Genomic DNA, 22,283 nt, shown 5'->3' on the forward strand with positions numbered 1-22,283 from the left:
CGCCCTGGGGGTTCCCGTGAGACGACTCGGCCGCGCGCTCGCCGCTCTCCTGCTCCTCCCCGCCGGCTGGCTCGTGCTGTCGAGCCCGCCCGCGCGGGCGCTGCCGCCGGCGTTCCAGCGGCAGACCGTGCTCAGCGGGCTCACCCGGCCGACGAACGTGGAGTTCGCGCCGGACGGGCGGGTGTTCGTGGCGGAGAAGAGCGGCCTGATCAAGGTCTTCGACTCGCTGTCCGACACGACGCCGGCCGTCTACGCCGACCTGCGCACGCAGGTGCACAACTTCTGGGACCGGGGCCTGCTCGGCATGGCCCTGCATCCGGGCTTCCCCGCCGATCCGCGGCTGTACGTCCTCTACAGCCGCGACGCCGTGCCGGGCGGGACCGCGCCGCGCTGGGGGACCGCGGGCGCGACGGACGACCCGTGCCCGACCCCGCCGGGCGCGACCGGTGACGGCTGCCTGATCACCGGCCGCCTGTCGGTCATCTCCCCCACGGGGGCCGAGACCCCGCTGATCACCGACTGGTGCCAGCAGCATCCCAGCCACTCGGTCGGCGACCTGCGCTTCGGTCCTGACGGCGCGCTGTACGCCTCGGCCGGCGACGGCGCCAGCTTCAACTTCGCCGACTACGGCCAGGACAACCTGACCAGCTCCGACGTCACCCCGGACAACCCGTGCGGCGATCCGCCCTCGCCGGTCGGCACGGCCCTGTCGCCGCCGTCGGCGGAGGGCGGGGCGCTGCGCTCGCAGGACGTGCGGACGAACGGCGACCCGGCCGGCCTCGACGGCTCACTGATCCGGATAAATCCGGATACGGGGGCGGCGGCCACCGGCAACCCCAACGCCGCCGACCCCGACCCCAACGCGGCCCGCATCGTCGCCCACGGCCTGCGCAACCCGTTCCGCATGACCGTGCGCCCCGGCACCTCGGAGATCTGGCTCGGCGAGGTCGGCTGGAACACCGTCGAGGAGATCAACCGGGTCGTCAGCCCCACCGCCGGCGTCACCAACTTCGGCTGGCCCTGCTACGAGGGCCTCGGCCGCCAGGGCGGCTACGACAACCTCGACCTGACGCTCTGCGAGAACCTGTACGCCGCCGGCGCCTCCGCCCACACCGCGCCGTACTTCGCCTGGAACCACAACGCCCGCCCCGCCCCGAACGACCCCTGCCCGTCGGGCGGCTCCTCGGCCAGCGGCGTCGCCTTCCACAGCGGCGGCGGCTACCCGGCGGCCTACGACGGCGCGCTGTTCTTCTCCGACTACAGCCGCCAGTGCGTCTGGGTGATGACCAAGGGCGCGAACGGCCTGCCCGACCCGGCCACGATCCAGACCTTCGACTCCGGCATGCCCACGGTCGAGCTGGAGACGGGCCCCGGCGGCGACCTGTTCGCCGTGGACTACGACCACGGGACGCTGGTCCGCTACATCTACGCCAACACCCCGCCCACGGCGGTCATCGGGGCGAGCGCCACCTCCGGCGCGGCGCCGCTGGCCGTGACGTTCTCCGGCGCCTCCTCCGTCGACGCCGACGGCGACCCGCTCACCTACGCCTGGGACCTCGACGGCGACGGCGAGCTGGACGACTCCACCGCCGTCGCGCCGTCGTTCACGTACGCCCAGCCGGGCTCGTACACCGTGCGCCTGCGGGTCCAGGACGGCAGGGGCGGCCAGGGCGACGCCTCGGTCACCGTCAACGTGGACAACACCGCGCCCACGGCGGCCATCGCCGCGCCGTCGGCCACCACCACCTGGGCCGTCGGCCAGACGATCGCCTTCTCCGGCAGCGGCAGCGACGCCCAGGACGGCACGGTCCCCGGCTCGCGCATGCACTGGGCGCTGATCCTGCACCACTGCCCGGGCACCTGCCACGAGCACGAGATCACCGTGTTCACCGGCGCGAGCGGGTCCTTCCAGGCCCCTGACCACGACTATCCGTCCCATCTGGAGCTGCGGCTCACGGTGACCGACGCCCAGGGGCTGAGCGACACGAAGAGCGTGCTGCTCCAGCCGCGCACGGTGAACCTGACCTTCCAGTCGTCGCCGCCCGGCCTGCGGATCGGCTTCAACAGCGAGCAGCCGATCACCCCGTTCACCAGGACCGTGATCGTCGGCTCCGGCAACTCGGTCTCCGCGCCCTCGCCGCAGTCGGCGGGCGGCGGCAGCCACTCCTTCGCGTCGTGGTCGGACGGGGGCGCGGCGACCCACCAGATCGTGGCCCCGGCGACCGCGACGACCTACACGGCGACGTACCAGCCGACGGCGGCGGTCCCCGGCCTGGTGGCGGCGTACGGGATGAACGAGGGCGTCGGCTCGACGGTCGCCGACGCCTCCGGGGGCGGCAACACCGGCACCCTGACCTCGACGACGTGGAACACCTCAGGCCGCTACGGCGGCGCGCTGTCCTTCAACGGCACCTCGAGCTGGATCACCGTCCCGGACGCGCCGAGTCTCCGCCTGACCACCGGCATGACCGTCGAAGCCTGGGTGCGCCCCACGACCGTCACCGGCTGGCGCACCGTCGTCATGAAACAGCACGCCGCCGGGGAGGCGTACACCCTGACCGCGGGAAGCGACACCAACCGCCCCCACACCGCGATCCACACCACCAGCCTCGGCGACATCGGCGCCCCGAGCCAGCTGCCGCTCAACACCTGGTCCCACCTGGCCGCCACCTACGACGCCACGACCCTGCGCCTCTACGTCAACGGCACCCAGGTGGCCCAGAACTACAAGACCGGTGCCATCCGCACCGACAACGGCGTCCTGCGCATCGGCGGCAACAGCCTGTGGGGCGAGTACTTCGCCGGCCTCATCGACGAGGTCCGCCTCTACAACCGGGCCCTCTCCCCCGCCGAGATCCAGTCCGACCTGAACACCGCGGTCGGCTGATCCTTCGCATCCGCGCCATCCTGCAGAATTCTGGGGCAGGATCGGGAATGCGGGCGCGCTCACAAGGGTTGAGTCGAGTAGGCTCAAGTCGTTTGACAAAGACGACCGTCATCCGTAGCTTGAGTCCGACCGACTCAACTTTGACCACAAGGACGTACTCATGGCACGTGCGGTAGGTATCGACCTTGGGACGACCAACTCCGTCGTCTCGATCCTCGAGGGCGGTGAGCCCACCGTCATCGCCAACGCGCAGGGCTCGCGGACCACGCCGTCCGTGGTCGCCTTCGCGAAGAACGGCGAAGTCCTGGTCGGCGAGGTCGCCAAGCGCCAGGCCGTCACCAACGTGGACCGCACCATCCGCTCCGTCAAGCGCGAGATGGGCACCAACTGGTCCCAGGAGATCGACGGCAAGAAGTTCTCCCCGCAGCAGATCAGCGCCTTCGTTCTGCAGAAGCTCAAGCAGGACGCCGAGGCCTACCTGGGCGAGAAGATCACCGACGCGGTGATCACCGTCCCGGCCTACTTCAACGACGCCCAGCGGCAGGCCACCAAGGAGGCCGGCACGATCGCGGGCCTCAACGTGCTCCGCATCATCAACGAGCCGACCGCCGCGGCCCTCGCCTACGGCCTCGACAAGGAGCAGGACCAGACCATCCTGGTCTTCGACCTCGGTGGCGGCACCTTCGACGTGTCGCTGCTCGACGTCGGCTCCGAGGACGGCCACGGCTTCGTCGAGGTCAAGGCCACCTCCGGCGACAACCACCTGGGCGGTGACGACTGGGACCAGCGCGTCGTCGACGAGCTCGTCAAGCGCTTCCAGAACGCCCACGGCGTCGACCTGGCCAAGGACAAGATGGCTCTCCAGCGCCTGCGCGAGGCCGCGGAGAAGGCCAAGATCGAGCTGTCCAGCCAGTCCGAGACCAGCATCAACCTGCCCTACATCACGGCCTCCTCCGAGGGCCCGCTGCACCTCGACGAGAAGCTCACGCGCTCGGAGTTCCAGCGGCTGACGGCCGACCTGCTCGAGCGGACCAAGGGCCCGTTCCACCAGGTCATCAAGGACGCCGGCGTCAAGGTCTCCGACATCAGCCACGTGGTGCTGGTCGGCGGCTCGACCCGGATGCCCGCCGTCACCGACCTGGTCAAGGAGCTGACCGGCGGCAAGGAGCCCAACAAGGGCGTCAACCCCGACGAGGTCGTCGCCATCGGCGCCGCACTCCAGGCCGGCGTGCTCAAGGGCGAGGTCAAGGACGTCCTGCTGCTCGACGTGACCCCGCTGTCGCTGGGCATCGAGACCAAGGGCGGCATCTTCACCAAGATCATCGAGCGCAACACGACGATCCCGACCAAGCGCTCCGAGGTCTTCACCACGGCCGAGGACAACCAGCCGTCGGTGCAGATCCAGGTCTTCCAGGGCGAGCGCGAGATCGCCGCCTACAACAAGAAGCTCGCCACCTTCGAGCTCACCGGCATCGCGCCGGCCCCGCGCGGCATCCCGCAGATCGAGGTCACCTTCGACATCGACGCCAACGGCATCGTCAACGTCGGCGCGAAGGACCTGGGCACGGGCAAGGAGCAGTCGATGACGATCACGGGCGGCTCGGCGCTGCCCAAGGACGACATCGAGCGCATGATGCGCGAGGCCGAGTCCTACGCCGAGGAGGACAAGAAGCGCCGCGAGGAGGCCGAGGTCCGCAACAACGCCGACGGGCTCGCCTACCAGACGGAGAAGTTCCTCCGCGAGAACGACGACAAGGTCCCCGGCGACATCAAGACCGAGGTCAACGACGCCCTGGCCGAGCTGAAGAAGGCTCTGGAGGGCACCGACACCGACGTCATCCGCAACTCGGCGGAGAAGCTCGCCACGGTCAGCCAGAAGATGGGCTCGGCGATCTACGCCGCCGGCCAGAGCCAGCAGGGCGGTCCCGAGGGCGCCCCGCAGGACGCCTCGGCCGGCGCCGGCCAGAAGGCCGACGAGGACGTGGTCGAAGCCGAGATCGTCGATGAAGAGCCGAAGAAGGACAAGTGATGCTGCCGCGTGACAACGGGCACGAGGAGCCGGTGATCCGCGACAACCGCAAGATCGACCCGGAGACGGGGCTGCCCCGCGAGCCCGACGCCGCCCAGGAGACGGCGGCCAGGCCCGAGGCCCCGGCCGCCGGTCCCGCCGCCGACGGCGAGCTGGCCATCCAGCTCGCCGAACGCACCGCGGACCTGCAGCGGCTCCAGGCCGAATACGTCAACTACCGCAAGCGCGTCGAGCGCGACCGCGCCGCGGTCAGGGAGCAGGCGGTGGCGGGCGCGCTGACCGAGCTCCTGCCCGTGCTCGACGACATAGGCCGCGCCCGCGACCACGGCGAGCTCACCGGCGGCTTCGCGAAGGTGGCGGAGTCGCTGGAGGCGACGCTCACCAAGCTGGGCCTCACCGCTTACGGGCAGAAGGGCGACCCCTTCGACCCGACCATCCACGAGGCGCTGATGCACAGCTACTCCGAGGATGTGAGCGAGGCCAGCGCGGTCGAGGTGTTCCAGCTCGGCTACCGCATGGGCGAGCGCGTCCTGCGGCCGGCGCGAGTGGCCGTGGCCGAGCCCGCCGAGCCCCAGGAGCCCGCCGCGGGCGGCCAGGGTGAAACCGAAGACGAAAGCTGACGAGGACGAAGGGCCGTAGATGAGCACCAAGGACTACTTGGAGAAGGACTACTACGCCGTCCTTGGTGTGCCCAAGACCGCGACCGCCGACGAGATCAAGAAGGCCTACCGCAAGCTGGCCCGCCAATACCACCCTGACAGCAACCAGGGCGACACCGCCAAAGAGGCCAAGTTCAAAGAGGTCTCCGAGGCGTACGACATCCTGTCCGACACCAAGCGCCGCAAGGAGTACGACGAGGCGCGGACGTTGTTCGGCTCCGGGGTGGGCGGCCAGCGGCCGGGGGGCGGCGGCTTCTCGTTCGACTTCGGCGACCTGTTCGGTGGCACCGCGCAGGGGCAGCACGGGGGCGCGGGAGAGCGGCTCGGCGACCTGTTCGGCGGGCTGTTCAACCGCGGTGGTGGTGCGTCCACCCGCACCACCACGACCCGGCCGCGGCGTGGTCAGGACATCGAGTCCGAGGTCACGCTCTCGTTCACCGAGGCCGTCGAGGGCACCACGGTGTCTCTGAGGCTGACCAGTTCGGCCGCCTGCGCCGCGTGCACCGGCACCGGCGCCAGGGCGGGCACGACCCCGAGGGTCTGCCCGACCTGCGAGGGCACCGGCGCGGCCAGCCGCAACCTGGGCAACTTCGCCTTCTCCGAGCCCTGCCGTGACTGCAAGGGCCGCGGGCTGATCGTGGACGACCCCTGCCCCGTGTGCGAGGGCAGCGGCCGGGCCAAGAGCACCCGCACCATCCAGGCCCGCATCCCCGCCGGCGTCGCCGACGGCCAGCGGGTCAAGCTCAAGGCCAAGGGGGCGCCGGGCGAGAACGGCGGTCCCGCGGGAGACCTCTACATCCAGACCCACGTCAAGCCGCACGCCGTGTTCGGCCGCTCGGGCGACAACCTGACCGTCACCGTGCCGGTGACGTTCACGGAGGCCGCTCTGGGGGCCGAGATCAAGGTGCCCATCCTCAAGGGCATGCCGGTCACTCTGCGCATCCCACCGGGCACGCCCAACGGGCGTACCTTCCGGGTGCGTGGCAGGGGCGTGGCCCGCAAGGACGGCACCAAGGGCGACCTGCTCGCCACGGTCGAGGTGCTCGTGCCGAACACGCTGGACGACAAGTCGCGCGAACTCCTCAACGAGTTCCAGACCGCGACCGCGGGCGAGGACCCGCGCGCCGACCTCATTCAGCGAGCCAGAAGCGAGTAGCCGATGGACGCCAACTATTTCGACCTGTCCGACGACACACCCGTCTATGTGATCTCGGTGGCCGCGCAGTTGTCCGGGCTGCATCCGCAGACCCTGCGCCAGTACGACCGGCTCGGCCTGGTCAGCCCCGGCCGTACGGCCGGGCGCGGCCGCCTCTACTCCACAAGGGACATCATCCAGCTCCGCGAGGTGCAGCGGCTCTCCCAGGAAGAGGGCATCAACCTCGCGGGCATCAAGCGGATTCTCGAGCTCGAGAACGAGACCCTGCGGTTGCGCGAGGAGGTTCACCGCCTGCGCGCCGAGATGCGCATGGTCAGAGCGCTGATCCGCTACGAGCTGCCACCGGGGGCCTGAGAAAGACATGGACTACAAGCTCACCCAGAAGAGCCAGGAGGCGCTCTCGGGAGCCATGCGGCGCGCCGCCGCGGAGGGCAACCCCGAGATCGCCCCGGCTCACCTGATGGCCACCCTGCTCGCGCAGACGGGCGGCACCGCCGTGCCGCTCCTGGAGGCCGTCGGCGCCGACTGGCGCGCGTTGCGCACCCGGGTCGAGGAGCTGCTGGCCGGGCTGCCGAAGGCGCAGGGCGCGACGGTGGGGGCGCCGTCGAGCTCCCGCCAGCTCCTCATGGTCATGAACACCGCCGCGCACCACGCCAACCGGCTCGAAGACCTCTACGTCTCCACCGAGCACCTGCTGGTGGGCCTGGCGTCCGACGGCGGCCAGGTCGCCGACCTGCTGAAGGCTCAGGGGGCGACCGCGCAGGCGCTGCTCGACGCGTTCGAGAAGGTGCGCGGCAACGCCCGCGTCACCAGCGAGACGCCCGAGGACACCTACCAGGCGCTGGAGAAGTACGGCGTAGACCTGACCGAGCGCGCCCGGGGCGGCAAGCTCGACCCGGTCATCGGCCGCGACGGCGAGATCCGCCGCGTGGTGCAGGTGCTGAGCCGGCGCACCAAGAACAACCCGGTGCTGATCGGCGAGCCCGGTGTCGGCAAGACCGCCGTCGTCGAGGGCCTGGCCCAGCGCATCGTGGCCGGCGACGTGCCGGAGTCGCTGCGCGGCAAGCGGCTCATCTCGCTCGACCTCGGCGCGATGGTCGCGGGGGCGAAATACCGCGGCGAGTTCGAGGAGCGGCTGAAGGCCGTGCTCTCCGAGATCAAGGAGAGCGACGGGCAGGTCGTGACCTTCATCGACGAGCTGCACACCGTGGTCGGCGCGGGCGCGGCCGAGGGCGCCATGGACGCGGGCAACATGCTCAAGCCCATGCTGGCCCGCGGCGAGCTGCGCATGATCGGCGCGACCACGCTCGACGAATACCGTGAGCGCATCGAGAAGGACCCGGCGCTGGAGCGCCGCTTCCAGCAGGTCTACGTGGGCGAGCCCACGGTCGAGGACTCCATCGCGATCCTGCGCGGGCTGAAGGGCCGCTACGAGGCCCACCACCAGGTGCAGATCTCCGACGGCGCGCTGGTCGCCGCCGCCTCGCTGTCCGACCGCTACATCACCAACCGCTTCCTCCCTGACAAGGCGATCGACCTGGTCGACGAGGCCGCCTCGCGGCTGCGCATGGAGATCGACTCCCGTCCCGTGGAGATCGACCAGCTCCAGCGCGCCGTCGACCGGATGAAGATGGAGGAGCTGGCCCTGTCGAAGGAGACCGACGAGGCCTCCGTCCAGCGGCTGGAGCGGCTCCGCCAGGAGCTGGCCGACCGCCAGGAGGAGCTCAACGCCCTCGTCGGCCGCTGGGAGCAGGAGAAGGCCGGGCTCAACAAGGTCGGCGAGCTGAAGAAGCAGCTCGACGAGGCCAAGGGCGCGGCCGAGCGGGCCCAGCGTGACGGCGACTTCGAGGCCGCCTCGCGGCTGATGTACGCCGAGGTGCCGCGGCTGGAGCAGGCGCTCAACGCCGCCGCCGAGGCCGAGCAGCCGGAGAACGCCATGGTCAAGGAGGAGGTCGGGGCCGACGACATCGCCGAGGTGATCTCGTCGTGGACCGGCATCCCCGCGGGGCGGCTGCTGGAGGCCGAGACGGCCAAGCTGCTGCGCATGGAGGACGAGCTGGGCCGGCGGCTCATCGGCCAGCAGGAGGCCGTACGCGCCGTCTCCGACGCCGTACGCCGCAGCCGGGCCGGCATCGCCGACCCCGACCGCCCGACGGGCTCGTTCCTCTTCCTCGGCCCGACCGGCGTGGGCAAGACCGAGCTGGCCAAGGCGCTGGCGGAGTTCCTGTTCGACGACGAGCGGGCGATGACCCGCATCGACATGAGCGAATACTCCGAGAAGCACAGCGTGGCCCGGCTCGTCGGCGCCCCTCCCGGCTACGTCGGCTACGAGGAGGGCGGCCAGCTCACCGAGGCCGTACGCCGGCGCCCCTACACCGTGGTGCTGCTGGACGAGGTCGAGAAGGCCCATCCCGAGGTCTTCGACATCCTGCTCCAGGTGCTCGACGACGGGCGGCTGACCGACGGCCAGGGCCGCACGGTCGACTTCCGCAACACGATCCTGATTCTCACCTCCAACCTCGGCTCGCAGTTCCTCATCGATCCCAAGCTGGAGAACGACGCCAAGCGCGAGGCCGTCATGGCGGCCGTGCGCTCGGCCTTCAAACCGGAGTTCCTCAACCGGCTCGACGACGTGATCCTCTTCGACGCCCTCGGCACGGAGGAGCTGGCCCAGATCGTCGACCTGCAGGTCGAGCGGCTGGCCCGGCGCCTGGCCGACCGCAGGCTGACGCTGGAGGTCACGCCGGCGGCCCGCGAGTGGCTGGCGCTGACCGGCTACGACCCGCTCTACGGCGCCCGGCCGCTGCGCCGCCTGGTGCAGTCGTCCATCGGCGACAAGCTGGCCAAGGCCGTCCTGTCGGGCGAGGTCGTCGACGGCGACAAGGTGATCGTGGAGCTCGGCGACGACGAGCTGCTGGTGCAGCGCGCCGCCTGACGTACGACCTCCGCCCGGAGCCCGGGACCCGCTCGCGGGCCCCGGGCTTCCGGCGTCTCATGGCACGGTCATGGGATTTACGGCACGGTCATGGGGTCGCCGGCTCGGTAAGGTTCGCCCCACCCTTCGGACAAGCCCCGCACCCGCCGTCCCCCGGCGGGCTAGCTTCGGCGTTCGTCAGACGAGCGACAACGACGACCAGGGGGCGTGCGAGTGCCATCCTACAAGTTCCGGACCATCGTCGCGACGGCCGCGCTGGCCGCGGGTGTGAGCTGGTTCGCCGCGGGCCCGACGGGCGCGGACACCTGCCGGGGAGCGCGGCAGGAGAACGTCTCGAGCAGCCTGCTCGGCTGCGCCGGGCGGGTGGAGGTGCGGCCGGAGGACGTGCCCGGCGGAGCGGCGATCACGCCGGAGGCCACCGACCTGGCCATGGCGGCCGGGCGGCTGGCCCGGCAGCTCGGGCTGACCGGCCTCGCCGCCGGGGGTGGGCTGCCGGGCAAGGTCGATCTCGGCGGCGTGCCGGCCAGTTGGGGGATGCCGCCCCTGTCCTTCTCCTCCCCTCGGGTCCGGCAGGCCGCGGCCGGACCGGCCGGGATGAGGGACCTGTCGACGGCGGCGTACGTCGCGGCCCTGCCGACGCTGCCCCAGGTGCCCGCCCTGTCCGGGACGCCGGCGCGCGGAAGCGCCTCCCGGGAGCTGAGGCCGCGCACCACGGTCGCCGCCTCTTCGGCGAACGACTCGCACGGGGTGCGGAAGCCGGTCGGCGAGGTGGGCTCGCAGGTCGTCGGCGAGCTGCTGCCGCAGGCGCTCGGCGACCTCGGCGACTCGCCGGTGCTGCCGGGACACGACGCGGGCCTGGCCGGCCTCACCGGCCTCGTCCAGGACCTCGGCCTCCACTGACCCCCCGCCCGGAGGCCGTCCAGGACGATGGCCTCAGCGGGCACGGCGAAATGGCGCGTGCACCCCGGTGGAACGGTGCACGCGCCGATCCCGGCGGCCCGCCCTGCTCAGGGCGGGCCGTCAGTGGACGAGCGCGTCCAGTTCGTCCTCGGGCAGCCCGAGATCGACCCTGATGCGGTAGCGCGTACGCAGCGCCGCATCGTGCTCCGGGTCGCTCTCGTCGGATCCCAGCGCGGCCTGGGTCGCCCACTCCAGGCCGCCCCGCAGGTCTCCGTACGCCACCAGCGTCTCGGCGATCGTGTGAGCGGTCGCGGTCGAGACGCCGCCCTCAGCGCGTATGGTCTCGATGACCTCTCTGGCCTCCTCCTGCCGGTCGAGCTCGAAGAGCGTGTCGGCGATGCCGGCACGCGGGTCGAAGCCCGTCTCGCCGCCATCTTCGAGCGCGCGCTGGAAACACTCCATCGCGCGCGCGGGCTGTCCGGCCGCCCGCCACTCCTCGGCGGCGAGAACCAGGATGGACGCCCTGGAGACGTCGCCCGACGAATATCCGAGCGCGACGTCGTAGAGCCGACTGGCCAGGGAATCGTGGTCGTCGGCCAGAAGGGCCTGCTCAAGCAGACGATCAAGGTGCTCACGGGTCACATGCGCCACACCGTGAGACTACCGAGCCAGGTGCGCCTTTGCCCGGTCAATACGCATCGCCGGTGGGTCCGGATTTCGGTCACTCACCGGTAAAGACTGGTCACGCTCCGCGTGTTGACACTGCTTACGGGGGATATACGGATTGCTTTGCGTTCTCGCGAGCGGAAGGGGCTGTCATGGGCATGTCCAAGCAGACGACCTTCGCGCTGGCGTGTGTGGTCGTGTTGTCGGCTCTGGTGCCCGGTGTCGCCGGCTATCTGACGGCCCGGATGGAGGCCATCGAGGCCGCGGAGCGCAACCTGCGGGCGCTGGAGGCGCGGCTGCAGTTGCGCGAGGCGAGGGACGCGCGGCCGGTGTCGTACTCGGTGCCCTGTCTGCGCACGCCGTCCACGCCGCAGTTGCAGGAGTTCTCGGCCAGCGCGCTCGGCCGCGAGGAGCACGCCGGGCGCGGGCGGCCGGGCGAGGCCGCCCCCGACTGGCTGCCCGGCCTGGTCCAGGACGTCGAGCGCGTCGTACGGAGCGAGTAGCCGCGGCTCAGACGGCCGGCGACAGGGATCTGAGCTGGCGCGACAGGAAGCCGCGGATGAGCTGCTTGGCCGCCTCGATCATCTCGGGGTCGCCGTCGGGACGGCGGCGGAAGGCCAGCTTGAGCACCGCGTCGCCGGCCTCGACCGCCGCCAGCACCGACACGTCCAGCCTCGGGTCGTCGGCCAGGCCGAACTCGGTGAGGAACAGCCCGCGCAGGCGGCCGGCGATGACCGTGTTGTTCTCGGAGTCGGAGTCGAGCAGGTTGAGGTCGACGGCGTCGCCGAAGTGCAGGCTCTTGAAGCCGGCGACCGAGCGGTGCATGTCGACGTAGACGTCGATGATCGCGTCCACCGCCTCCCACCACCCCCGGTAGTCCTCCTCCAGGAAGCGGCGGTCGACCCGGCGGACGAACTCCTCGACGTTGCGCCGGGTGAGCTCCTGGGTGATGGCCCGTTTGTCCGGGAAGAACTGGTAGACCGAACCGATCGCCACGCCCGCCCGCTCCGCGATGCGGGTGGTGGAAAGGGCCTCGTAGCCGGACTCGTCGAGCAGCTCGGCGCAGGCGTCGAGCATGCGCTCGACGCGGCGCGCGCTGCGGCGCTGCGCGGGCCGCCGCCTCAGGGCGGGAGGCTGGGAGCAGTCGTTCTCAATCTGCGGCGAAGACACGGATTCATCTTCTCCTGAAGACGCGATCGTTAGTTGGAAAATTTCTGGATTTCTCGCTCGTCACCCCAGCCGCGCCAGTCCCCGCATCAGCCTGGGCGAAATCCGGGAGAGCGCATAACCTATTTCGGCTTCCAGGTTGACCGGAACGACCGCCTGATTACGGTCCACGGCCCGCAGAATGTGCGCGGCCACCCGCTCGGCCGGATACCGGCGGCGCGCCAGCCAGCGGACGGCCAGGTCCTTGCGGTCCGCGCCGACGTACGTGGTGTGCCCGGCCATGGGCGTGGACACGAACCCCGGGCAGACGACGCTCACCCCGATGCCGTGCCCCGCCAGTTCGGCCCTCAGAACGTCGCTGAGCGCCTTCACGGCGGCCTTGGACACCGAGTACGCCGGCAGCAGCCGCGTCGGCGCGAACGCCGCCAGGGACGCGACGTTGACGAGGTGCCCGCCCTGCCCGCGCGCCACCATCGCCGCCCCGAACAGCCGGCAGCCGTGAACGACGCCCCAGAGATTGACGTCGATCGTGCGCCGCCAGTGCTCGACGGTGTGATCGAGAATGGGGCCGGCGACGGTGATCCCGGCATTGTTGAGCACAATGTCCGGCACTCCATATTCCGCAATGATATTTCGCGAAAAATCAACCATCTGATCGACATTCGCCACATCAACCTGTACGGCCCACGCCGTACCCCCGAGTTCCTTTCTGATCCCTTCAGCCACTCGGGCCGCGGCGGCCCCGTCCACGTCCGCGCACACCACCTCTCCCCCGTGCGCCGCGAACGCCCGTGCCGACGCCAGCCCGATCCCCGACCCCGCGCCGGTGACCACCACCAGCCGGTCGGTGAACGCCCGGCGCGCGGCGCCCGTCCGCGCCCGCCGTAACTCCCGCGACGGGGACGCGCCCTCGACGTGCGCGACGAACTCGGCGATCATGCTGGCCACCGTGTCGGGGCGGGCGCGCTGCGCCCAGTGCCCGGCGTCGATCCCGCGCCGCCAGAGCCGCGGCGTCCACCGTTCGCACCAGCCCGCCAGCGCCGAGGTCAGGAAGGGGTCGTGCGCGGCGTCGAGGAGCTGCACGGGCAGGTCGATCACGGGCGGCCCGGCGCGGTCCCGCCGCCGCCGCAGCAGGTTCGCCCGGTAGAGCCAGAGGCCGTTGCGCGCGTCACGTACCAGGGTCGGGGCGGGATGGCCGTCGCTCGGTGGCGCGCCCTCGCGGCGCAGCCGGCGCGCCAGCAGCCGCGGCACCAGCGAGCGCCAGGCCAGCTCGGGCAGGACCGGGATCAGGAAGAACCCGATGTAGGCGGAGCGCGCGAGCTGCGTGAGCCGGTCCCGCCGCCCGCCGTGCCGGGCGAAGTCCGCCATGTGCCGCCCACCAGGACCGCCGAGGCTGGTGAACGAGGCCAGCCGCTCGCGCAGCCCGGCCCGCCCGGCCGCCTCCCACCCCTGCACCGATCCCCAGTCGTGCCCCACCAGGTGGACCTTCCGCCCGCCCGCCACCGCGTCGAGCACCGCCCGCAGGTCGTCCATCAGGCGGTCGAGGCCGTAGTCGCGGCGGTCACGTGGCCCGGTCGAGGCCCCGGCCCCTCGTACGTCGTAGCGCACCACGTGGAAACGGCCGGACAGCCGAGCCGCGACCTCGTCCCAGACGCGGTGCGTGTCCGGATAGCCGTGGAGGAGCAGCACGACCGGATCGGCGGGGTCGCCGTCCGTGTAGACCGCCAGCCGCACGTCGCCGGACTCGACCCACCGCATCGCGACCCCCTGTTGGACGCTCCGTCCGGAATATAGATCCCCTAGGGCCGCGCGGAAAGGCCGGTGCAGGACCTCAGCGCCGTCCAGTCCGCCAGCGCCTGGCTCTTCGCCGAGCCCGTCATCGGCACCGGGACGCCGCCCTGGATGGTGGCCGGGGTCCAGCGGTCCTTCAGCACCTTCCTGCCGTTGATGGTGAGCGTCAAGACGCCGGTCCGGCCGGTGGTCGCCGGGTTGGAGTTGTAGAAGACGAAGTTGCCCATGCCGTAGTTGACGTAGGCGTTCCCGAGATAGCCCGAGCCGAGCAGGATGTGCGCGTGGCCGCCGACGATGACGTCCGCGCCCGCCTTGACCAGCTTGGGGGCCAGCGAGAGCTGCGCCTCGTTCGGGCACTTCTGCATCTCGGTGCCCCAGTGCAGGTGGACGATCACGGTGTCGGAGTTCTTGCGCGCCTCACGCACCGCCCGCAGCAGCGCGGCCTCGTCCTTGGCGGAGGCCAGGCCGCCCTTGTCCGCGGTGGCCGTCCACGCCTGGATGAACTCGGAGTCGAGCACCTGCGTGGCGCCGATGATCGCCACGCGGTTGCCGTTCACGGTCTTCCTGTACGGCTTGTACGCCTCCGCCGCGTCCTTCCCGATCCCCACCACCGGGAACTTGCTGCGCTTGATCGCCGCCAGCGAGTCGGCCAGCCCGCTCTCCATGTAGTCCATGCCGTGGTTGTTGGCCATGGAGACGACGTCCACCCCGGCCGACTTGAGCGCGGTGAACGCGCTGGCCGGCGCGCGGAAGGTGTACTGCTTGCCCGGCGCGGGCGTCCCCGCCGTGGTGATGGCCGTCTCCAGGTTGACCATGGTGAGGTCGGCCTGGCGCAGGACGTTCGCGATGGGCCCGAGCGCGGTGCGCGGATTCGCCAGCCGGGGCCGCAGGATGCCCTCGAAGTGCACGTCCCCGCCGAACGAGATCGTGTACGGCCGCCGCTGCGGCGTCGGCTTCTTCGTCGGCGACACCGCCGCCTGCTGGTCCGCCTGCTTGGCCTGCAACTCCTTGTCCGGCGCCGGCGAGGAGCAGGCGGCCAGTGAGACCGCCGACGCGATGGCGGCGAACAACGGGAGGGCACGGGGGAGTCTCATCTGCCGCACTTCCGCTCGAATCCTGACATTCAGGGATTGAGCATGCCATGCGGGGGTCATTACCAGGCAAATCGCAGCAATCTGACCATCTCAGGCGCGGCCACGAGACTGCCGGCGCCGGGCCCAGCCACTGGGGACACGGGCGGACCGCGGGCGAGGACCGTCGACCACGCGCTCACCGCCGCGTGCGACACCCGCTTGCGCAACAAAAAACTGCGCCGCGCGGACCGCGCGGCGCAGTTCTTCCGGGCCTGAGAGCCCGGGGAAAAAGATCTGATAAGACGTCTTATCGTCGGCCGGAGCAAGAGGGGAACAAGCTTGATCATCGGGGGTGATGATGTGTCATGATGTCCGCGAAAACCGAAGCGGCGGTCCGGAAGGACCCCGCGGGGAGCGGCCCTGCGATGTCGCCGTCATCAACGTCGCCGGGCCGTTTTCCTTTCTCAGGCGCCGGTCTCAGGCGCCGGCGAGCGCCGACAGGTCGAATTCGCCCTCACGGACGCCGGAGGTGAACGCGGCCCACTCGGCAGGAGTGAACACGAGGACGGGGCCGTCCTGCACCTTGCTGTCACGCAGGGCGACGTTGCCGTCGGACAGGGGCGCGACCTCGACACAGGCGTCTGCGCCGTTGCAGAAGGTGCTCTTCCGCCAGGCAGCCCTGGAAAGGTGGTTGTGCATTGTCTCCCCAAATAGCTGAAGGGGCGTCGTTGCCCCTTGTTGAGGTGGTCGTCGTCACCGTCGCCACACCATGGCCTTGTGCTGGATGAGAACGCGGGATTCGTCCTCGTCCAGGGCCTCCGATCTGATGTGCTCGAAGGCCGTCTCGTATCCGGCCACGCGTTGGAGGTCCTCGACGAAATCGGCAGTGTACAGCTGTTCCAAATAGACGACATCGTCAAATGCCGCGAACTGCAGGTGAATGAAAGTCCCGGTGTTGACCGGGTGCACCGCGTCCAGGGTCAGGACGTGCAGTTTCACGTGCGGGAGCATGGAGATCTCCAGCAGATGCTCCATCTGCTCGCGCATCACCGAGTAATCGCCGAAGCGGCGCATCAGCACCGATTCGTCGAGCACGACCGTGAGCCGGCACGGCTCCGTGCGGTGCAGGACGCGACGCTGCCGGTCGAGGCGGGCCTCGACGCGGCTGCGGACACCGCTGTGCGTGATGCGCGCGATGCCCCGGGTGGCCAGAATGACCTCCCGCGCGTAGTCCTCGGTCTGCAGGAGGCCCGGCACGATCTGGGGTTCCCAGGATCGCTGGTAGATCGCCTCCGCCTCCAGCCCAAGGAATCTTGTGTACTCCTGGGGCAGGCTTTCTTCGTAATCCTCCCACCAGCCGCGCTGCTCCGCATCCCGCAGCAGGCCGATGAGTTCGTCAAGTTTGCCCCCGTCGACGCCGTAGAGCTTCACCAGCGCCCTGATGTCGTCTGCGCTGGGCATCGTACGGGCGGCCTCGATGCGACTGACCTTGCTGGCCGACCAGCCGAGCTCCTTGGCGGCCTTGGCGCCGGTGAGCTTGTTGCGCTCACGCAGCAAACGCAGCTCCTGGCCGAGCCGGAGCCTGCGTACCGTCGGGCTGCCCTGCTGCGATGGCACCGTCCGCTCTCCTTGTCCGGAAGGAAGGTGTAACCGGCGGGGATCGTTTGGGGGACGGCGTTCGGGGCCGTTCCCACAATCGTACATGCAAGTTGCACAAGCATTGCCACGTGCCCTTGCCGGAAGGCTGTCACGGAGAGAGCTTAGGAGCAAGGAGAGAACGCGGATCCGATCGGCTCCGTGCAACTTGCACGGCAAGTCGCGCGCAAGAAAATCAAAACTTCCGCACGGAAGCTATTGCGACCCGCTCACCAGCGGAGGACGATCGTAGGGAAAAGGTTTCTCTACGTGATGAGGAGGGCCGGGCATGACGTCGAATACGCCGCACGCACCGGGCCTTCCCCGCAGGACCGCGCGCCCGAGCATGCCGGGCCGTCAGCACTCCGGCGGCGTCGCCGCCCCCGAATTCAGCCACGTCATCAGGGAGGCCGCCGGCCGCAAGGATCGTACGACCACCTGACGAGTGCAGCGCCGGCCACCGGCGCACCCCGTGCCCCCGGGCACGAAAAGCCTGACACGAACAAGCCGGGCACAAAAAAATGCCGGGCCGCGGCTGCCGGCCTGATCCCCGCATATGGGCTGCCACCCTGCGGGAGGAACGGCCGCCAGCCACGGACCGGCGAAGAAGCCACCTCTAGAAATGCCGCGAAAGGGGTCTTCTATGTACTCACAAGGTATCAAGGGACCTGGCCGAATCAAGTCCCGTATCCGCGAACTCATCGCCTGGACCGACCGCGAGATCTGCATGGAACCCGATGAGTTCGCCTATCACGTCGGCTGGACGGTGACCAGGACGGGGTTCGGCGCGCGCCGCTACCGTGATCCACGATTCGACCAGCTCCGCGTGCCCGGCAAGGTGCGTGAGGAGGTGACGTGAGGTGCCCAGGAACCCACGGAACCAGATCTACCCCGGCTACGAGGACCTGCCCGCCCCCGGGCGCGGCGGGCTCCTCGTCCGGCTCTGGCGGGCGCGGTCCGAGCTGCTGCTGGCCGCCGCCCTGGGGTTGTTCGCGCTGCTCCTGCTGGGGGCCGTGAACGCCGGGCACCTGCTGCCGTTCGCCCTGGTGACCAGCGCGATCTCGGTGCCTGCGGCGGTCACCAGGACCGGCCGCGGCTGGGTCGCCGCCCACTGCTGGTGCGTGGCCTCCCGGCACCGCCTGCAGCGGGTCTGCCTGGAGACGACCATGCACACGAGGGCCGGGCGCATCCCGCTGATCCTGTGGATCACGCCGACCGCCACCGGGGAGAAGGCGCTGGTGCTGACGAGGGCCGGCATCTGCGCCGAGGAGTTCGACGCCTACAGCGAGGAGATCGCCGCGGCCTGCTGGGCGCGCGACGTGAACGTCTACCGGCACCGTACGCGGGCGCAGTTCGTCGTCGTGGAGATCGTCCGCAGGGACGAGGCGCCCGGCACGTTGTCGCCGGGGCTCGACCGGCTCTTCGGCCGGCGCGCCTGGGTCTCGCTCCGGCCCGACCTGAAGGAGCCGCCTGATCTGCGCAGACCCGTGAGGGCGGTGCGGATCGGCTAGAAGCCTGGGGATGCATGGGGCCTTTCCCCAGGGGGCAAGCCTCGGAGACCGCGGGGGCTCCGGGGCTTCCCCATGCGCGCGGCACGCGCCAAGATGAGTTCATCTTACGAACTCAGGAGTCGTGATGACGTCGACCGTCCACCGGACCTGTCCCCTGTGCGAGGCCGTCTGCGGCCTGACGCTCACCCTCGACGAGGGCGGGCACGTCACCAGCGTCCGCGGCGACAAGGACGATCCGTTCAGCAAGGGCTTCATCTGCCCGAAAGGGGCCAGCCTCGGCCGGCTCGACGAGGACCCCGACCGGCTGCGCAGGCCGCTCGTACGCGAGGGCGAGCTGTGGCGCGAGGTCGGCTGGGACGAGGCGTTCGCCGCCGTGCGGGCGGGCCTCGACCAGGTGGGCGACCGCAGCTCGGTCGCCGTCTACCTCGGCAACCCCACCGCGCACACCATGGCGGGCTCGCTCTACGCCGGGCCGCTGATCAGGGCGCTCGGCACCCGCAACGTCTTCTCCGCCAGCACCGCCGACCAGATGCCGAAGCACGTGTCGAGCGGCCTGATGTTCGGCTCCCCGATGGCCGTCCCGGTCCCCGACCTGGACCGTACCGATTACTTGCTGATGCTCGGCGCGAACCCGCTGGAGTCCAACGGCTCGCTGTGCACCGCCCCCGACTTCCCCGGCCGGCTGAAGGCGCTGCGCCGGCGCGGCGGCCGGCTGGTGGTCGTGGACCCGCGCCGCACCCGCACCGCCGCGCTCGCCGACGAGCACGTGTTCATCCGGCCGGGTACGGACGCGTACCTGCTGTTCGGCATGGTCCACACGCTGTTCGCCGAGGACCTGGTCACGCTCGGCCGCGAGGTCAACGGCCTGGACGAGGTACGCGAGGCGGCCAAGCACTTCCCGCCCGAGGCCGTCGCCCGGCGCACGGGCGTGCCCGCGGCGGTGATCGAGCGGCTGGCCAGGGAGCTGGCCGCGGCGCGCACGGCCGCCGTGTACGCGAGGATCGGCACCTGTACGGCCGAGTTCGGCACGCTGGCCCAGTGGCTCGTGGACGTGCTCAACGCGCTCACCGGCAACCTCGACCGGCCGGGCGGGGCGATGTTCGCCAAGCCGGCCACCGAGTCCGGCGGGCGGCGGCGGCCGTACGCGACGGGCCGCTGGCGGAGCAGGGTGCGCGGCCTGCCGGAGGCGAACGGCGAGCTGCCGGTGGCCACGCTGGCCGACGAGATCGAGACGCCGGGCGAGGGGCGGATCAGGTTCCTGCTCACGGTGGCGGGCAACCCCGTGCTGTCGGCGCCCCACGGGGCCCGGCTGGACGCGGCCTTCGAGCGGCTCGACTTCATGGTGAGCGTGGACCCGTACCTCAACGAGACCACCCGGCACGCGAACGTCATCCTGCCGCCGCCGCGCGTGCTGCAGTCCGGGCACTACGACTTCGCGCTGCTCGGCTTCGCGGTACGCAACTACGCGCGCTACTCCCCTCCCCTGCTGCCGATGGACGAGCGGCCGTCCGAGTCCCAGATCCTGGCCAGGCTGGCGATGATCGCCTCCGGCGTGGACGGCACGGAGGGCGACCTCGACGCGTTCGTCATCGACGAGACGCTGCGCAAGGCCACGGGGACGCCCGGCTCCGGCGTCGAGGGCCGGGACGTGGCCGAGCTGCGCGCCGCGCTGGACGGCCGCGACGGCGGCGAGCGGCGGCTCGACCTCATGCTCAGGCTCGGCCCGTACGGCGAGTGGTCCGGCAAGGGCGACCTGTCGCTGCGCAAGCTCCTCGACCACCCGCACGGCCTGGACCTGGGCCCGCTGGAGCCCCGGCTGGACGAGGTGCTGCGGACCGCCTCGGGCCTGGTCGAGCTGGCGCCGCCGCAGCTCCTGGAGGACGTCGAGCGGCTGCGCGCGAAGCTGGAGGAGGAGGCGCCGGAGATGGTCCTCATCGGCCGGCGCCATCTGCGCTCCAACAACAGCTGGCTGCACAACGTCGGCCCGCTGGTCGGCGGCAGCAACGCCTGCACGCTGCAGATCAACCCGGCGGACGTGGCGCGGCTCGGGCTGGCCGGCGAGGCGGTGGTGCGCTCGGCGAAGGGGCAGCTCACGGTGCCGCTGGAGCCGACGGACACGATCATGCCGGGCGTGGTCAGCCTGCCGCACGGCTGGGGTCACGCGGGCAGCGCGCAGCGTGTGGCCGCCGCGCACGCGGGCGTGAGCGTCAACGATCTCACCGACGAGAGCGCGGTGGACGCCCCAAGTGGTAACGCAGTGTTCAACGGAGTTCCGGTCACGATTTCACCAACCGGGGTGATCACCGCACATTAGGGTGCTGCGCGTGACTATCGCGCCAGAAGAGGACCGTCGCCTGAACGCCCAGATCGCTTTCGCCGTCGAGATCGACAAGTTGAAGCGGATCATCCGCCGCAACCATCTGATCGACGGCTCCCGCCGGGAGAACACCGCCGAGCACTCCTGGTACGTGGGCACCCTGGCGATGGTCCTCGGCGAGCATGCCCCACCGGGGACCGATCTCCAGCGGGTGGTGGCCATGCTGCTGGTGCACGACCTGGTGGAGATCGACGCCGGTGACACGTTCATCTACGACCCGGTCGAGGTGGCCGCTCAGGCGGACGTGGAGCGGGCCGCCGCCGAGCGCATCTTCGGCCTGCTGCCCGCCGAGCAGGGGGCGGAGCTGCGGGCGCTGTGGGACGAGTTCGAGGAGCGTAAGACGCCGGAGGCGCGCTTCGCCAAGGCGCTCGACCGGTTCGCCCCGATCCTGGCCAACCATCACACCGAGGGCGGCACCTGGCCGTTGTTCAAGGTGCGGGCCTCGCAGGTGCGGGAGAAGGTGCGCATCATCGAGGAGGGCTCGCCCACGCTCGGCCGGTACGCCCTGGAGCTGGTCGAGCTCTCCGTGGCCAGGGGACACCTCGCCGAGTGATCCCCGTATGCCTGGGGTAGGGGACTTGTCGTGAAAGAGACAGTACGCGCCAAACGTCGGCAATTGAGGGGATTCGCCGGTCCGGTCGCTCTGGCCGATCGGCTTGAGAAGTCGAAGGCCATGGACCGGCCCATCCGTGTGCTGGCCAAGGCCGTACGCACCCGCGTCAAACGGGGCTGGCTGCGTGACCTGCTGCACGGCGTGCCCATCGGCGAGCCGCTGCACCCGTCGATGGCCTCGGTCACGCTGGGCTGCTGGACGTCGGCGGCCCTGCTGGACGCGGCGGGCGGCGATCCGCGGGCGGCGCGGCTGTTGCTGGCCACCGGCATCGCCGGCGCGCTGCCGACGGCGGCGGCCGGGCTGACCGACTGGTCCTCGCTCCACCTTGAGCAGCAGCGGGTGGGCTTCGTCCACATGGCGGGGAACCTGACCGCGCTCGGGCTGTTCTCCGCCTCGCTGATGCTGCGGCTGAAAGGGCACGAGCGGCCGGGCAAGATCTTGTCCTTCACCGGGCTCGGCGTCGGCATGCTGGGCGCCTATCTGGGCGGTCATCTGGCCTACCGCCAGGCCGCGGGGCCCAACCACGCCCCGCAGGTGGCCCACCTGGTGCCGCTGGGATGGCACGACCTGTGCCCGCTCAAGGACCTCCCCGACGGGCGGCCCGTGGCGCGGCGGCTCGGCTACATCCAGCTCTTCGTGCTGCGCAGGGGCGAGGCCGTCACCGTGCTCGCCGACCACTGCCCGCACCTGGCCGGGCCGCTCCACCAGGGACGGCTGGTCATGGAGAACGGCGAGGCGTGCGTGGTGTGCCCGTGGCACGGCAGCACGTTCCGGCTCGACGACGGCTCGGTGCGGCACGGACCTGCCACCGCGCCCGCGCCCATGTTCGAGACGCGGATCCGGCGGGACGGCACGATCCAGGTGCGGCCCATGACCTGACCTGA

At 70.8% G+C, this 22,283-nt stretch carries 19 protein-coding genes and 1 pseudogene; 14 read left to right on the forward strand and 6 right to left on the reverse strand.

Annotation, left to right across the window (positions count from 1 at the left end):
- The first annotated feature begins 16 nt into the window (after positions 1–16).
- From BMW85_RS37665 to BMW85_RS37695, 7 genes and pseudogenes are all read left to right on the forward strand, one after another.
- Positions 17–2,887: a LamG-like jellyroll fold domain-containing protein gene (locus BMW85_RS37665; protein WP_218156105.1), complete on the forward strand. Its 2,871-nt coding sequence runs from the start codon at positions 17–19 to the stop codon at positions 2,885–2,887.
- Positions 2,888–3,047: 160 nt separating this feature from the next.
- On the forward strand, positions 3,048–4,916 hold the full coding sequence (gene dnaK, locus BMW85_RS37670) for a molecular chaperone DnaK (RefSeq protein ID WP_091091384.1): 1,869 nt from the start codon (positions 3,048–3,050) through the stop codon (positions 4,914–4,916).
- Positions 4,916–5,536 (forward strand): nucleotide exchange factor GrpE, encoded by a 621-nt coding sequence (gene grpE, locus BMW85_RS37675; protein WP_091091387.1) that lies wholly within the window; start codon positions 4,916–4,918, stop codon positions 5,534–5,536. Before dnaK ends, grpE begins: the two co-directional genes overlap by 1 nt.
- A gap of 19 nt (positions 5,537–5,555) precedes the next feature.
- The gene (gene dnaJ / locus BMW85_RS37680) at positions 5,556–6,731 is read left to right on the forward strand and encodes a molecular chaperone DnaJ (protein ID WP_091091388.1); all 1,176 of its coding nucleotides are present in this window, start codon (positions 5,556–5,558) and stop codon (positions 6,729–6,731) included.
- A gap of 3 nt (positions 6,732–6,734) precedes the next feature.
- Positions 6,735–7,058, forward strand: a pseudogene (locus BMW85_RS37685) (heat shock protein transcriptional repressor HspR); the annotation flags it as partial.
- A 34-nt stretch (positions 7,059–7,092) separates the two neighbouring features.
- Positions 7,093–9,666: an ATP-dependent chaperone ClpB gene (gene clpB / locus BMW85_RS37690; RefSeq protein ID WP_091091391.1), complete on the forward strand. Its 2,574-nt coding sequence runs from the start codon at positions 7,093–7,095 to the stop codon at positions 9,664–9,666.
- Positions 9,667–9,879: 213 nt separating this feature from the next.
- Complete coding sequence (locus BMW85_RS37695) at positions 9,880–10,566, forward strand: hypothetical protein (protein ID WP_091091395.1); 687 nt, start codon at positions 9,880–9,882, stop codon at positions 10,564–10,566.
- A 120-nt stretch (positions 10,567–10,686) separates the two neighbouring features.
- Here the strand turns inward: BMW85_RS37695 and BMW85_RS37700 are convergent, their stop codons facing one another.
- Positions 10,687–11,217, reverse strand: coding sequence for a tetratricopeptide repeat protein (locus BMW85_RS37700; RefSeq protein WP_245775283.1), 531 nt, complete (start codon positions 11,215–11,217; stop codon positions 10,687–10,689).
- A gap of 173 nt (positions 11,218–11,390) precedes the next feature.
- On the opposite strand from BMW85_RS37700, the gene BMW85_RS37705 reads away from it, so the two are divergent.
- Positions 11,391–11,735 (forward strand): hypothetical protein, encoded by a 345-nt coding sequence (locus tag BMW85_RS37705; RefSeq protein ID WP_143082536.1) that lies wholly within the window; start codon positions 11,391–11,393, stop codon positions 11,733–11,735.
- Positions 11,736–11,742: 7 nt separating this feature from the next.
- On the opposite strand, the gene BMW85_RS37710 is transcribed toward BMW85_RS37705, so the two are convergent.
- The 5 genes from BMW85_RS37710 to BMW85_RS37730 form a co-directional block, all read right to left on the reverse strand.
- The gene (locus BMW85_RS37710) at positions 11,743–12,309 is read right to left on the reverse strand and encodes a TetR/AcrR family transcriptional regulator (protein ID WP_091091612.1); all 567 of its coding nucleotides are present in this window, start codon (positions 12,307–12,309) and stop codon (positions 11,743–11,745) included.
- A gap of 153 nt (positions 12,310–12,462) precedes the next feature.
- The gene (locus BMW85_RS37715) at positions 12,463–14,157 is read right to left on the reverse strand and encodes an SDR family oxidoreductase (RefSeq protein ID WP_091091403.1); all 1,695 of its coding nucleotides are present in this window, start codon (positions 14,155–14,157) and stop codon (positions 12,463–12,465) included.
- Positions 14,158–14,198: 41 nt separating this feature from the next.
- The gene (locus BMW85_RS37720; RefSeq protein WP_091091614.1) at positions 14,199–15,284 is read right to left on the reverse strand and encodes a CapA family protein; all 1,086 of its coding nucleotides are present in this window, start codon (positions 15,282–15,284) and stop codon (positions 14,199–14,201) included.
- A 456-nt stretch (positions 15,285–15,740) separates the two neighbouring features.
- Positions 15,741–15,962, reverse strand: coding sequence for a DUF397 domain-containing protein (locus BMW85_RS37725; protein WP_091091405.1), 222 nt, complete (start codon positions 15,960–15,962; stop codon positions 15,741–15,743).
- 54 nt (positions 15,963–16,016) lie between these two features.
- A complete protein-coding gene (locus BMW85_RS37730; protein ID WP_091091408.1) occupies positions 16,017–16,880 on the reverse strand; it encodes a helix-turn-helix domain-containing protein in 864 nt (287 codons plus the stop codon).
- A gap of 307 nt (positions 16,881–17,187) precedes the next feature.
- Between BMW85_RS37730 and BMW85_RS49985 the strand changes: the two genes are divergently transcribed.
- From BMW85_RS49985 to BMW85_RS37750, 6 genes are all read left to right on the forward strand, one after another.
- Positions 17,188–17,340, forward strand: a complete 153-nt coding sequence (locus BMW85_RS49985) for a hypothetical protein (RefSeq protein WP_177241085.1) — start codon at positions 17,188–17,190, stop codon at positions 17,338–17,340.
- 285 nt (positions 17,341–17,625) lie between these two features.
- Positions 17,626–17,757 carry a hypothetical protein gene (locus tag BMW85_RS52150; protein ID WP_281249656.1) on the forward strand — a complete coding sequence of 44 codons (132 nt, stop codon included), beginning with the start codon at positions 17,626–17,628 and terminating at the stop codon, positions 17,755–17,757.
- Between the two features lies 1 nt (position 17,758).
- The gene (locus BMW85_RS37735) at positions 17,759–18,409 is read left to right on the forward strand and encodes a hypothetical protein (protein ID WP_091091410.1); all 651 of its coding nucleotides are present in this window, start codon (positions 17,759–17,761) and stop codon (positions 18,407–18,409) included.
- Positions 18,410–18,533: 124 nt separating this feature from the next.
- Positions 18,534–20,723, forward strand: a complete 2,190-nt coding sequence (locus BMW85_RS37740; protein WP_091091412.1) for a molybdopterin-dependent oxidoreductase — start codon at positions 18,534–18,536, stop codon at positions 20,721–20,723.
- A 1-nt stretch (position 20,724) separates the two neighbouring features.
- The gene (locus BMW85_RS37745; RefSeq protein ID WP_091091414.1) at positions 20,725–21,339 is read left to right on the forward strand and encodes an HD domain-containing protein; all 615 of its coding nucleotides are present in this window, start codon (positions 20,725–20,727) and stop codon (positions 21,337–21,339) included.
- Positions 21,340–21,459: 120 nt separating this feature from the next.
- Positions 21,460–22,278 carry a Rieske (2Fe-2S) protein gene (locus BMW85_RS37750; protein ID WP_245775285.1) on the forward strand — a complete coding sequence of 273 codons (819 nt, stop codon included), beginning with the start codon at positions 21,460–21,462 and terminating at the stop codon, positions 22,276–22,278.
- Positions 22,279–22,283 lie beyond the last annotated feature (5 nt).

Origin of the sequence: Nonomuraea wenchangensis, assembly GCF_900111685.1 — a bacterium.
GTDB classification, from domain to species: domain Bacteria; phylum Actinomycetota; class Actinomycetes; order Streptosporangiales; family Streptosporangiaceae; genus Nonomuraea; species Nonomuraea wenchangensis.